We start from the raw sequence: 12,455 nt of genomic DNA, 5'->3' as shown, positions 1-12,455 counted from the left end.
AAAAGACGAGGATGCCCAAATGAGTGACACCGCAGAGCGCGTCAAGAAGATCGTCATCGAGCACCTTGGCGTCGATGCCGACAAAGTGACGGAGCAGGCGAGCTTCATCGATGATCTGGGCGCCGACAGCCTCGACACGGTCGAACTCGTCATGGCGTTCGAAGAAGAATTCGGCGTCGAGATTCCCGACGACGCGGCCGAGACCATCCTGACGGTCGGCGATGCCGTGAAGTACATCGACAAGGCTTCGGCCTGACGCTTTCTGCAGTCATCACCGGGGAGGACCTGCGATGAGGCGTGTCGTCGTCACGGGCCTTGGGTTGTTGTCGCCGTTCGGCATGGGCTTTGAGCACAGCTGGAAGGAACTTCTGACCGGCCGCAGCGCAGCCAAGCGCATCACCGAGTTCGAGGTGGAGGATCTTGCCTGCAAGATCGCCCACGTCGTTCCGCGTGGCGACGGCAGCAATGCCACCTTCAATCCCGAGGCCGTGCTCGAGCCGAAGGAATTGCGCAAGATCGGCGACTTTATCCTGTACGGGATTGCCGCCGCCGATGAGGCGATGAAGGATTCCGGCTGGGAACCAAAGACGCATGAAGAGCAATGCGCCACCGGCGTCCTGATCGGCTCCGGCATTGGCGGTATCGAGGGCATCGCGGAGAACGCGATGATCCTCAGGGAACGCGGTCCGCGCCGCATCAGTCCTTTCTTCATCCCGGGCCAGATCATCAATCTCGTTTCCGGGCAGGTTTCGATCAGGCACGGGCTGAAAGGCCCGAACCATGCCGTCGTCACGGCCTGTTCGACCGGCGCGCACGCCATTGGCGATGCTGCCCGGTTGATCATGTGGGGCGATGCCGACGTGATGGTCGCCGGTGGCGCCGAAGCGCCGGTGACGCGGCTGTCGATCGCCGGCTTCGCCGCATGCCGGGCGCTGTCGACCGATCGCAACGATGCACCGCAAACGGCGTCGCGCCCCTATGACCGCGACCGCGACGGCTTCGTCATGGGCGAGGGCGCCGGCGTCGTCGTGCTCGAGGAGCTCGAACATGCCAAGGCGCGCGGCGCCAAGATTTACGCAGAGGTGACCGGCTACGGTCTCACCGGCGACGCCTATCACATCACCGCGCCCGCCGAGGATGGCGATGGCGCCTTCCGTTGCATGACGGCGGCACTGAACCGGGCCAAGCTGACGCCTGCCGATGTAGACTACATCAACGCGCACGGCACCTCGACCATGGCCGACACGATTGAGCTTGGCGCGGTAGAGCGGCTTGTCGGCAATGCCGCGTCGAAGATTTCGATGTCGTCGACCAAGTCGTCGATCGGCCATCTCCTGGGGGCGGCCGGTGCGGCCGAAGCGATCTTCTCGATCCTTGCCATCAGGGACAATGTCGCGCCGGCGACCATCAACCTCGACAACCCGGAGCGCGAAACCGCGATCGACCTGGTGCCGAACAAGCCGCGTGCCCGCCAGATCGATGTGGCGCTGTCCAATTCCTTCGGCTTTGGCGGGACCAACGCGTCGCTGGTCTTCCAGCGCTACAATGGATGATCGTCCGGCCGCCGGGCGATGCTTCGGCGTGCCGTCAATTTTGCCATATTCGCCCCTACTCTGCCGCTGGGGATTCGTTGGGCGATCGAACGGTAGGGCGAAATGAACACAAATCCGGCAGATAACGGAGAATTCGGGCAACGGCCGGCGACATCCGGACCGATAGTGCCGAAAACGGCCAGCGAGGCGTTGCGGCCGGAGGCTGGCACGCCGCCGCCGAAGCGCTCGCGTGCGTCACGCAGCCAGGTCGTCGTGTTCATGAACTTCGTCATCTCCTCGGTGATGCTGATGGTTCTGGCTGCCGGCGTCGCGGTCTATTTCGGCAAGCAGGAATTCACCGAACCCGGCCCCTCGGCCAATGGCGACACCTTCCTGGTCAAGCCGAGCACCGGCGTCCAGGATATTGCCGACCAGCTCGAACGCCGCGGACTGATCAGCGATGCCCGGATATTCCGCCTCGGCGTGCGCGCCTTCGGCAATGATTCGGCGCTGAAGGCCGGCGAATACGAGATCAAGCCCAGGGCCTCCATGCGCGACATCATGGAGCTTCTGAAGAGTGGCAAGTCGGTGATGTATTCGCTGACCGTTCCAGAAGGGCTGACGGTCGAGCAGGCATTGCAGCGCATCGCCGACGAGCCTGCCTTGAGCGGCGATATGCCGGCGACCACGCCTCCCGAGGGCAGCCTCGCCACCGACACGCTGCGCTTCACGCGCGGCGCGACGCGCCAGCAGATGGTCGACAAGCTGCTGGCGGATCAGAAGAAGCTGGTCGATGATGTCTGGCAGCGGCGCGCGCCGGACCTGCCGCTGGCCAACGTCGAGGAGTTCGTTACGCTGGCCTCGATCGTCGAGAAGGAGACGGGCAAGGGTGACGAGCGTTCGCGGGTCGCCGCCGTCTTCCTGAACCGGCTTGCCAAGGGCATGCGCCTGCAATCCGATCCGACCATTATCTACGGTCTGTTCGGCGGCAAGGGCAAGCCGGCGGACCGGCCGATCTACCAGTCGGACATCCAGAAACAGACGCCCTACAACACCTATATGATCAGCGGCTTGCCACCGACGCCGATCGCCAATCCGGGTCGTGCGGCGCTGGAGGCGGTGGCCAATCCGTCGAAGACCGACGACCTCTATTTCGTCGCCGATGGCACCGGCGGGCATGTCTTTGCCGCGACGCTGGACGAGCACAATGAGAATGTCGCCCGCTATCGCGCCTTGCTGAAGAAACAAGCCGATGACGCCGCTAAGGCCGCCAACACCACTGGCGCCAGCGACGGCAATGCCGACAAGCCGGTTGATGGCGGCGAAGGCGATGCGGGCGCTGCCCAGTAGGATGAAGAAAGGCGTTGCCGACCGGGCAACGCCCTGACATGTGGAAGAGCGCCCCGCGTCCGTTTTCGACGCGCCTGGGCGCGCAGTCATTTTCAAGTCGTATTTACTCCGCTCCGGAAAGCCGGTTTCGGGGCTGATGCGCCAGGGGACACGTGGGCGATATGAATTTGCAGAGCATGACCGGTTTTGCGCGAGCCGTCGCCGAGCATGAAGGCACCTCGATCGCCTGGGAGGTCAAGTCCGTCAACGGCAAGAGCGTCGAGGTGCGGCTGCGGCTGCCGCAAGGCTTCGAGCGGCTGGAACCGGCCGTCAGGCAGATACTTCAGAAGCGTTTTTCGCGAGGCAATTTCCAGGCGACGCTGAGCATCGGCCGTGCCGCCGGCACGCAAGCGCAGCCGATCGTCAATGAGGCCTTCCTGAAAGACCTGGCGGGGCTCGCCAAAAGGCTGCAGGAGCAATTCGGCGTTGCTCCCGCGACATCGGACGGATTGCTTTCGCTGCGCGGCGTGCTCGACATTCCCGAAACTGTCGAAACCGAAGAGGCGCGAGCTGCGCTCGATGCCGCGATCATGGTCGCGCTCGAGGTGGCCCTTAAAGGGCTCGAACAGGCACGACAGAGCGAGGGTGCCGCGCTTGCTTTGCTACTGTCGGGTCATATCGACATGATCGAAGCGCTGACGCTGCGGGCCGAGGTGGATCCGTCACGCGAGACGGTGGCGATCCGCGAGCGCATCGCCGAGCAGGTCAGGATGTTGATGGATGCTTCCGCCAATCTGGACGCGACCCGACTGCATATGGAGGCGGCATTCCTGGCCACCAAGGCCGATATTCGCGAAGAGATCGACCGGCTGAAAACGCATGTCGCATCCGGCCGGGCATTGCTGAAGGGCGGCGGCGCGGTCGGCCGCAAGCTTGATTTTCTGGCACAGGAATTTAACCGCGAATCGAATACGCTGTGTTCGAAGTCGAATGCCGCCGCTGTCACCGCGATCGGGTTGGAGCTGAAGGCGGTGGTCGACCAGTTTCGTGAACAGATCCAGAATCTGGAGTAGCCAATGGTTGCCAAGGATTTGGGGTCCCGCATTCGCCGCCGGGGCCTGATGCTCGTTCTGTCGTCGCCGTCCGGTGCTGGCAAGTCGACGATCGCGCGCAACCTTCTGGAAAGCGATTCCAGCCTCGAACTGTCGGTCTCGGTCACCACCAGGCCGCGCCGCGGCAGCGAGATCGAGGGCGTCCACTACCATTTCCGGACGATGCGCGAGTTCGAGCGGCTTCGTGATTCCGACGCGCTGCTCGAATGGGCCGAGGTGCACGGCAATTGCTATGCGACCCCGCGCGAACCGGCCGAATTGGCGCTTTCCGAAGGGCGCGACATGCTGTTCGACATCGACTGGCAAGGTGCACAGCAGCTCAAGGAGAAGATGCGCGCCGACATCGTCTCGATCTTCATCTTGCCGCCGTCGATGAAGGAATTGAAGGCGCGGCTGAAGCGCCGCGCCGAAGACCAGGAAGCGGTGATCGAGACGCGGCTGAAAAACGCCCGCAACGAGATCGAGCACTGGAAGGAATATGATTTCGTCATCGTCAATGACGATCTCGACCGCGCCTTCGCCGAAGTGCGCGGCATCGTCGTCGCCGAGCGTCTGAGACGCGATCGCCGGCCTGGCCTGTTCGATTTCGTCTCGGGACTGCTGGACGAGAAGACGGGCTGAGGCGGTGAAGCGCCAATCTCCCCAGTGGGAGATTGGCAGCTTCCTACACCGCGTTGGTCAGCCGGACGAATTCCTCGACACTGAGCGTTTCGGCGCGGCGTGTCGGATCGATCCCGGCGCGTTCGAGCAGGGCCTCGCCGCCGAGGCTTTTCACGCTCTGCCGCAGCATTTTTCGGCGTTGGCCGAAGGCGGCTTCGGTGACGCGGCCGAGTTTTTTCACCTCGGCGGGCAGGGGCGCCGGGCGCGGCACCAGATGCACCACCGAGGATGTGATCTTTGGCGGCGGCGTGAATGCCTGGGGCGGTACGTCGAAGGCGATCCTCGCCTCCGTCCGCCAGCCGGCAAGAACCCCGAGCCGGCCATAGCTGTCGCTGCCGGCGGGCGCGACGATGCGCTCGGCCACCTCGCGTTGGAACATCAATGTCATCGAGGTGTAGAAGGGCGGCCAGTCGCTGACCGTCAACCAGCGTAGCAGAAGCTCCGTGCCGATATTGTAGGGCAAGTTGGCCACGATCTTTACCGGACCGCCATCCCGGCTCGCTCGACTGGCAAGGGCAGCGAAATCCGTCTTCAGCGCATCGCCGGACACAATCTCCAGCCGGCCAGGATAGTGATCGGACACTTCGGCAAGGGCAGCCAGACAGCGTTCGTCCCGCTCGATGGCAATGACATGGTGCGCGCCGTTGGAGAGCAAGGCGCGTGTCAGCCCACCAGGTCCGGGGCCGACCTCGATCACTGTCGCATCGGTCAAATCGCCGGCGGTGCGGGCGATCTTGCCGGTCAAATTGAGGTCCAACAGGAAATTCTGGCCGAGCGCCTTCTTTGCCTGCAGCCCATGACGCTCGATCACCTCGCGCAGCGGCGGCAGCCCGTCGATGCTCATGCCTGCGGTCTCATGCGGCAACCGGCCTCGTGTTCGTGTCGGCCAATTGCCGGGCAAGCTTCAATGCCGCCATCAGGCTGTCGGGCCGCGCCACACCCTTGCCAGCGATGTCGAAGGCGGTGCCATGGTCGGGCGACGTGCGGATGAAGGGCAGGCCGAGCGTGACATTGACCGCCTCATCGAAGGCCAGCGCCTTGGCCGGGATCAGCGCCTGGTCGTGATACATGCAAAGGGCCGCGTCATAACCGGCCCGCGCCCGGGCATGGAACAACGTGTCGGCCGGAAGGGGGCCGAAAGCGTCGATGCCTTCGGCACGCAGTATGTCGACCGCCGGACGCACGATGCGCTCGTCCTCGAGGCCCATGGCGCCGCCTTCGCCGGCATGTGGATTGAGCCCGGCAATGGCGAGCCGTGGCCTGGCAATGCCGAAGCGGCCGGTGAGATCGGCGGCGGTGATACGCGCGGTGGCGACGATAAGCTCGGTGGTCAATGCCTTGGGCACCTCAGCCAGCGCGATATGGATGGTGACGGGAACGGTGCGCAGGTCCGGCCCTGCCAGCATCATCACCGGCATCGCTTCGACGCCGCTGTGCTGGGCTGCCAGATGCGCCAGATATTCAGTGTGGCCGGGAAAGCGGAAGCCGGCATCATAGAGCGGCTTCTTGGCGATGGGGCAGGTCACGATAGCCGAAGCTTCGCCGGCAAGGCAGTCGGCGACGGCGCGGTCGATGGCTTCGATGGTTGCGGTCGCATTGGCCGGGGCGGGCCGGCCGGGGCTGTCGATGCAGCGGGCGGCGAGCGGAACGACCGGCAGGGCGCGGGCAAAGACTTGCGCCGCTCGTGCTGGTGTCGTTTCGACGATCGGCAGCGAAATGCCGAGGAGGCGCGCCCGCGACGCGATCAGCGCCGGATCGGCAAGCAGATAGAAGGCGGGCAGGGCGGCAGCCTCGCGCGCCATAAAGGCGGCGATGGCGATCTCCGGCCCGATGCCGGACGGATCGCCGGCGCTCAATGCGAGCGCAGTCACTGTGCTGGCCACGTCAGCGCTTGACGATGCGGGCTTTCGCCTTCAGCTCGTCGACATATTTCTTGCTCAGCTCGTCGGCGTTCTTGTCGCCGGAGCTTTCGCCCTGGAAGACCATCTGCGCGACCTTGTCGTCGGACACTTCGCGCGACGAGCAGATGCCGATGAATTCGACGCCGCGTTCGGTTTCGCGCGTGACGGTGGCGCCGCCGACCTTGGTAGCCTTGATCTGCTCGGCCCAGTCCTGCGGCAGTTGCGGCGCCAGCACCCGGCCCAGATCTCGAACGGTGACGTCGATCAGGCCCTTGGCGAATTCGCGCGTCGTGTTGCAGCCGCTGAAGCGGGCTCGCATGGCGTCGGCCTCGCGCTTGCGCTTGCCCAGCGTCGCGCTGCGTTCGGCCGCCGGCACCACGAAGATGACTTGCTGCAGCATGTACTCGGTGGCGCTCGGCTTGGAGCCGCCTTTTTCGAGCATCTTCCTGACGAGATCCTGTTCGCTGACGGCACCGGTGCCGTCGCCGGAACGGTAGCGCGCGCTCAAGGCCTGGTTCCAGGCCATCTGAGCGCGGATGAATTCCTTGAAGTGGCTCTTGCCGACGCCTGACTTCTCCATGACGCCGTCGAGCTGGCCGAGTTGCATTTTGTTGCTCGAGGCGAAGCGCTGATAGGCGGCCTCGACCTGCGCGTCGGTGATGCGGATACCAAGCCGCTTGGCCTCAGCCATGCGCAGCGTCTGGTCGATCATTTCCTGGCCGGCATCACCCTTCTTACGCTGCAGCTTCAGGAAGGCGGCGCGATGGGCGATATCGCCGGTGGTGACCGGAATGTCGTTGACGACGTATTTGATTTCGCTGGCGAAAGCCGGTGGTGTCATCACTGTGAGCGACACGGACGTTGCCGCCACCAGCAACGCGAACCCTGCTGAAAAGAGGTATTTCCTCATCGTTGGCATCCCAATTCTATCCCGGTTCCGCCCAATTCTTATCTTTTCAGGTGCGCGAAATCCGTGCCAGCCCTATGCGGCGAAACGATGTCGCCGATTGTTACTGGATCGAGTCGATGGCACTGCTCGACGAGCCGAAATCGCCGAGGGTGCGGAACGACAGATTGAAGCCGATCGTCTGCGACACCTCCCTGGTGTTCAGGTCGCGCGACTGCGAGTAGGTCATCAGATAGGTGAAGCAGGAATCGTTGTAGGCGAAACCGACGCCATCCCTGACCAGAAGGCTTTGCTGCAGGTCGTAGGTTCCGGTGCCGAAGACGCGCCAGTTCTCGGCGAGATGCGTCGATGCACCAAGCGTGACCTCGTGACGGTCGGTGGCGAAACCGTACAGTGGCTGGGCCTGGATGAAGGCATATTTGGCGCTCAGCGACACCGGCAGGCCGGAATAGGCAGCCTTCACCTCGGCGCGGCGGATTTCAAAGCTCTGTTCATCGAAACGGCCACTGACCGACGCCGCGAAGCCGTTGGGGCTGTTGATGCCGAACAGGCCGACATAGTCGGACTTGGTCGTGTCGAGACCGGAATTGGCGCCGACATTGACCAGATCCGGTGTGGCGAAGGAATTCTCGCCGCCGATCTGATAGGATTGGCCGAAAATGGCATTGGTGCCCCAGCCATTGTTGTAGGAGCCGGAATAGCGGAAGCCGACATTGGCGCGCGAACCGCCTTCGACACGGTCGTAACCGGAGAACTTGTCGCGTTCGAACAAGGTGGTCGCGTCGAAGACCATGCTTTGGGCGTCTTCGTTGGGAACGGCGAGACCGCCGACATACTGCTCGTTCGGGCGCATGAAGAGCTGCGCCATCGGCTCGATCACGTGACTGGACCCGCTGGCCATGGAAAACAGCATCGGCCAACGCATCTCAAGCCCGGCTGTTGCCATGTAACGGGCAAACGACGACCGCATGTCGGCCTGCTCACCCAAATTCGTGGCCATATCGTTGACGGCGTCGAGCGAAGCCGATGACGCTTTGAGGTAGTCGACGTCGCCCTGCAGCGCGAGCAACGGCGTCAGCACCAGCCCGTCATCGGTGACGAAGCTCCGCTTCCATTCGGCCTCGGCGGTGAGACGACCCGATTCGCCTTCGATGCCAGGGACGCGTTGCGTGGGGGTGAAGAAAGTCTTATCGAGATCGTCACGGCTGATGACCCGCGTATTGACATTGAGCGACAGCTGGCCACCGCCGACCGACGCGTCGGGAATATAGGCGTAATCCAGCGACGGCAGCGCCCAGGGCTGCTGGCCGCTTCGGGCGAAGGGATTGCTGTCGAGCGCATCCTCCTGCACATCGAAATGCATGGCGCGTACGTCGAAATAGTTGCGGCCATTGAGACCCGTCAGATACACCGACGACTGGTGGACTGAGGCATTGTACTTGGCGATGTCGTAGGTGTTCGAGAAATTCTTGTCGGTCTGCAACAGTACGTCCCAGCCGAAATTCCAGCGCGAATTGATAGCGAACTGGCCTTGGGTACCCATCATACCGCGGAATTTGTTGGGATCGCCCGCCGCACCCGAATTTACATTGTTGCCGTTGGGGGGAAAGGCGGTCGTGTCGAGGAAGGCATCGGGATCCTGCTGATGGATTCCGGCGATTTTCAAACTGTACTGGCCATTGTTAAAGCGCTGGCGCCACTCGGCCTCGCCGAGGAAGCCCTGCTTGGTGTAGCCGGTGCCGGTGACGGTCAGGTCATAGGTCGGTGACAAGGCGAAGTAGTAGGGAACTTTTACGCCGACGCCGAGATCGTCGTTGAAGACGACGCCTGGGATCAGGAAGCCGCTCTTGCGCTTCACCGTCGGGTCGGCAATCTCGAATGCAGGCAGATAGGCGAGCGGAAAACCGAAGAACTCGAAATTCGCATTCTCGAAGCGAACCGTCTTCTTCTCGCCGTTCCAGATGATCTTCCTGGCCTTGACGCGCCAGGTCGGCGCTTTGTCGGGCTTGTCTTCGCACGGTTCGCAGGCGGTGTAGACGCCGTTGTGGAACGTGGTCAGCACGCCGCCCATGCGCTCGGCGCTTTCGGCGGCGAAATAGGCCTTGTCGATGGTTTCGACGCGCAACGCGTTGACGAAGCCGTCGGCGAAATCATCGGTGATGTCGATATGTTCCGAATTGATCTTGGTGCCGTCGCTGTTGATGACTTCGACATTGCCGCTCGCCACCATCCGCTTGGTGTTGCGGTTGTATTCGACCCGCTGGGCGACAAGGCGATTGCCGCCATAATCGATCTGCACGCCACCGACGGCGGTCACCGTCTGGTTGTCGTTGTTGTAGACCAGCGTATCGGCCGCCAGCAGCATCTGCGAGCCGGACGGAACCGACGTCGCCATGTCGCCGACCTCCTGCGCAAGCGCCGGTGCCGGAACGGCGTAGGCAAGCACGCACGCCAAGGCGGTCGCCGCATAGAGGCGCGCCAAACCGGCCTGCCTGTTGCTGGGCAAAAACGCCTCCCTCACTAGCCGTCTTCCTTGTATAACAGGAAAGTCACCCCGAAGAACATAGCCACCACGACCGGCACCCAGGCGGCTACGACAGTCGGCACGAACCCCGCCACGCCGAATGCCTTCACCAGCACCGAAACGACATAAAGCAGAAAGCCAGCGATGATGCCACCCAGAATCATCGTCGCCGACTGCCCCATCCTAGCAAATTGCATTGAAACCGTTGCCGCAATCAGCGTCATGGCGACGAGAAGGAACGGCAACGCCAGCAGCGAATCAAACTGCATGGCAAAGGCATTTGCCTTGAGGCCAAAGGAGCGGGCAACCTCGATTTTTCCGGGCAGGTCGTAGAAAGGGATGGTTTCGGGGCGCGCCAGCCGCTCTTGCACGAATTCAGGCTTCAGATTGGTCGGCACGCGATCGCTTGCCGATGCCTGGATGGTGCCGTTCTGGAGCGTCTTGACGTCCTGCAATTCCCAATAGCCGTCACGCAAGAAGGCGCGCGCGGCGTCCTTGCGCTCGACGATATTTCCTTGCGGGTCGAGAATGAAAAAGACGACATCGGCCATCTCCAGGCCCTGGTTCAGGATGGCCCGCGCACCGATGATGGTGTCCCCCGAACTGGTCTTCTGCCGAATCCAGGGCGCGGCATCGGCCGAAACCGTGTTCGATTTGCCGGAACGCAACTGGGTTTCGATCTGCTCGGACCAGGAGAATGCGTGCGCGGCGAGCGGATTGATGACGCCTACAGACAGGGCGCCGAACAGCAAGGCTCCGATGCAGCATGGCAACAGGAATTGCCAGGCGGAGACGCCGGCGGAACGCGCGATGACCAACTCGTAACGCCGGTTGAGCGATACCAGCGTCGCCATCGCCGAGAACAGGCCGACAAACGGCACGGTCTGGAGCATGATCATCGGCATTCGCAACCCCGAAATGGCCACTGCCGTCCCGTAGGTGAAGCCTGGCAGGCCCGTGGTGCGTCCGGAGAGCTCGGTGAAATCGATCAGGAACACCAACGCCAGCAGGCCGATGAAGAACCAGATGGTGATCGTCACATAGCGGAAGAAGAAATAGCGGCCCAGCGTCCAGCCCATCAGCTGACCCCTTGCCCTGAAGTGCCGCGCCTGGAGAAGCGCAGCTTGAAAGCGTTCCAGCTGTCGCCGATACGGGTGGCGAAATTTGTCATCCAGTCCGCCCAGGCCACCGGCAGTTCCATGGTCCGGTTGGAGACGATGAACCAGATCGCCACCGCGGAAGCCACGATCGGCACGCCATAGACCATATAGGCATATTGCGGGATTTCATCGGCCTTGCTGGCTGCAAAGAAGCCCAGCCAACGCACGAACAGCGATATCGCGATGGCCGTGATCAGCGGGTTGACGCGCGCCTCGCGGTGCGAGCGCGCATCTCCGGCGACCGCAAGCGCGATCAGCGCGAAGACCATGGAGTAGGTCCATTCCGAAAACCTTTGGTTGACCTCGGCCCGGTATTCATTTGGAATTTGCTGGTAGTTCTTGTCGTTGGGGTTTGGATTGAGCAGGTACTGGGTCGTCTGGTCCTTTGGCAGCAGCGTCACCTCCGAAGCCGCCGCCATGAAGGCCGACATGTCGAAGGCATAGGAGGTGAAGCGGATGACGGAGAGATCGCCGGTCAGCGTCTTGCGATGGATGACACCGTCATTCATCATCAGCACCTTTTCGCCGCCGCGTTCGATGATGCTGCCGGTCTTGGCGTAGTAGACGAGGTTGACGCCTTCTTCGCGCGAATCGGCGACGAAAATGCCGCCCAGCCGATTGTCGGGAAGCCGCTCGCCAACCTGCAGGAACAACCCGTCCTCGATCTTGCGGAAGGTGCCTTCCTGGATGATCAGCGACAACAAATCCGCGCGCGATGACGCCACTAGGGCGCGGTTTTTCTGCCGTGCGTAAGGGTCGATGCCATTGTCGACGGCAAAGGAAAAGACGGCGGCGGCGAGCGCCAGCAACATGATTGGCCGCACGATCGTCCAGCGCGAGGCGCCCGCGGCGTTGACGACGACGAGTTCGGAATCCGAATTCATGACACTGAGTGTCTGTGCGACCGCCACCACCAGCGCAAAAGGCACCACGATCGGGATGATGGACGGAAGAATGAGGGCGGCGACTTCGAAGAAGGTCAGCGCCGACTGGCCGCTGTCGGTGACCAGATCGATCTTTGCCAGCACTTGCGTCGTCCACACGATGGCCAGCGTCCAGACAAGCGCGGCCATGAAGACCACGAAAGTGCGGCGCATGATGTAGCGTTCAACGACCTTCATGAAGGCTTTTCTCGATTTTTTCGAACGGCATCATGCCACCGAACAAGGTAGCTGTCCGGCAGCGCCTGCACAACTGGCTCCATAAGATGGTCGATCCGGGTCACGTCCCAATCACGCCCCCCGGCGGGTCGGAGTGTCGGCGGGAATGGATAAGAAAGGGCGAACATCGATGGTTAACAACAGGTTGCGGCAAAAAGCGGGGCCGTGCC

At 62.6% G+C, this 12,455-nt stretch carries 11 protein-coding genes; 5 read left to right on the top strand and 6 right to left on the bottom strand.

What is annotated here, in order from left to right:
* Positions 1 to 19 precede the first annotated feature (19 nt).
* The 5 genes from ACSQ3L_RS23780 to gmk all read left to right on the top strand — a co-directional run bounded on the left by ACSQ3L_RS23780 (position 20) and on the right by gmk (position 4,594).
* Positions 20 to 256: an acyl carrier protein gene (locus ACSQ3L_RS23780; protein ID WP_006203723.1), complete on the top strand. Its 237-nt coding sequence runs from the start codon at positions 20 to 22 to the stop codon at positions 254 to 256.
* A 34-nt stretch (positions 257 to 290) separates the two neighbouring features.
* On the top strand, positions 291 to 1,553 hold the full coding sequence (gene fabF / locus ACSQ3L_RS23775) for a beta-ketoacyl-ACP synthase II (RefSeq protein WP_436162119.1): 1,263 nt from the start codon (positions 291 to 293) through the stop codon (positions 1,551 to 1,553).
* 102 nt (positions 1,554 to 1,655) lie between these two features.
* Positions 1,656 to 2,882 (top strand): endolytic transglycosylase MltG, encoded by a 1,227-nt coding sequence (gene mltG / locus ACSQ3L_RS23770; RefSeq protein WP_436162118.1) that lies wholly within the window; start codon positions 1,656 to 1,658, stop codon positions 2,880 to 2,882.
* A gap of 161 nt (positions 2,883 to 3,043) precedes the next feature.
* Complete coding sequence (locus ACSQ3L_RS23765; protein ID WP_436162117.1) at positions 3,044 to 3,934, top strand: YicC/YloC family endoribonuclease; 891 nt, start codon at positions 3,044 to 3,046, stop codon at positions 3,932 to 3,934.
* Positions 3,935 to 3,937: 3 nt separating this feature from the next.
* The gene (gene gmk, locus ACSQ3L_RS23760; protein WP_013532512.1) at positions 3,938 to 4,594 is read left to right on the top strand and encodes a guanylate kinase; all 657 of its coding nucleotides are present in this window, start codon (positions 3,938 to 3,940) and stop codon (positions 4,592 to 4,594) included.
* A 43-nt stretch (positions 4,595 to 4,637) separates the two neighbouring features.
* On the opposite strand, the gene rsmA is transcribed toward gmk, so the two are convergent.
* The 6 genes from rsmA to lptF form a co-directional block, all read right to left on the bottom strand.
* Positions 4,638 to 5,477, bottom strand: coding sequence for a 16S rRNA (adenine(1518)-N(6)/adenine(1519)-N(6))-dimethyltransferase RsmA (rsmA, locus tag ACSQ3L_RS23755; RefSeq protein WP_436162116.1), 840 nt, complete (start codon positions 5,475 to 5,477; stop codon positions 4,638 to 4,640).
* 10 nt (positions 5,478 to 5,487) lie between these two features.
* The gene (gene pdxA / locus ACSQ3L_RS23750; protein ID WP_436162115.1) at positions 5,488 to 6,516 is read right to left on the bottom strand and encodes a 4-hydroxythreonine-4-phosphate dehydrogenase PdxA; all 1,029 of its coding nucleotides are present in this window, start codon (positions 6,514 to 6,516) and stop codon (positions 5,488 to 5,490) included.
* 1 nt (position 6,517) lies between these two features.
* Positions 6,518 to 7,453, bottom strand: a complete 936-nt coding sequence (locus ACSQ3L_RS23745; RefSeq protein ID WP_436162114.1) for a peptidylprolyl isomerase — start codon at positions 7,451 to 7,453, stop codon at positions 6,518 to 6,520.
* Between the two features lie 91 nt (positions 7,454 to 7,544).
* Positions 7,545 to 9,962: an LPS-assembly protein LptD gene (locus ACSQ3L_RS23740; RefSeq protein WP_436162113.1), complete on the bottom strand. Its 2,418-nt coding sequence runs from the start codon at positions 9,960 to 9,962 to the stop codon at positions 7,545 to 7,547.
* Complete coding sequence (gene lptG, locus ACSQ3L_RS23735) at positions 9,962 to 11,047, bottom strand: LPS export ABC transporter permease LptG (protein ID WP_436163516.1); 1,086 nt, start codon at positions 11,045 to 11,047, stop codon at positions 9,962 to 9,964. The genes ACSQ3L_RS23740 and lptG overlap by 1 nt, the downstream gene beginning before the upstream one ends.
* Complete coding sequence (lptF, locus tag ACSQ3L_RS23730; protein ID WP_436162112.1) at positions 11,044 to 12,246, bottom strand: LPS export ABC transporter permease LptF; 1,203 nt, start codon at positions 12,244 to 12,246, stop codon at positions 11,044 to 11,046. Before lptF ends, lptG begins: the two co-directional genes overlap by 4 nt.
* Positions 12,247 to 12,455: the final 209 nt, after the last annotated feature.

It is taken from the genome of Mesorhizobium sp. LjRoot246 (assembly GCF_964254115.1).
GTDB lineage: Bacteria > Pseudomonadota > Alphaproteobacteria > Rhizobiales > Rhizobiaceae > Mesorhizobium.
This window is presented reverse-complemented; position numbering and strand designations above follow the sequence as displayed.

Bases quoted from the DNA above. Each gene is read 5' to 3' on its own strand.
- lptF (WP_436162112.1), bottom strand. From the start codon at position 12,246: ATGAAGGTCGTTGAACGCTACATCATGCGCCGCACTTTCGTGGTCTTC.
- fabF (WP_436162119.1), top strand. From the start codon at position 291: ATGAGGCGTGTCGTCGTCACGGGCCTTGGGTTGTTGTCGCCGTTCGGC.
- ACSQ3L_RS23765 (WP_436162117.1), top strand. From the start codon at position 3,044: ATGAATTTGCAGAGCATGACCGGTTTTGCGCGAGCCGTCGCCGAGCAT.
- ACSQ3L_RS23780 (WP_006203723.1), top strand. From the start codon at position 20: ATGAGTGACACCGCAGAGCGCGTCAAGAAGATCGTCATCGAGCACCTT.
- mltG (WP_436162118.1), top strand. From the start codon at position 1,656: ATGAACACAAATCCGGCAGATAACGGAGAATTCGGGCAACGGCCGGCG.
- ACSQ3L_RS23745 (WP_436162114.1), bottom strand. From the start codon at position 7,453: ATGCCAACGATGAGGAAATACCTCTTTTCAGCAGGGTTCGCGTTGCTG.
- rsmA (WP_436162116.1), bottom strand. From the start codon at position 5,477: ATGAGCATCGACGGGCTGCCGCCGCTGCGCGAGGTGATCGAGCGTCAT.
- gmk (WP_013532512.1), top strand. From the start codon at position 3,938: ATGGTTGCCAAGGATTTGGGGTCCCGCATTCGCCGCCGGGGCCTGATG.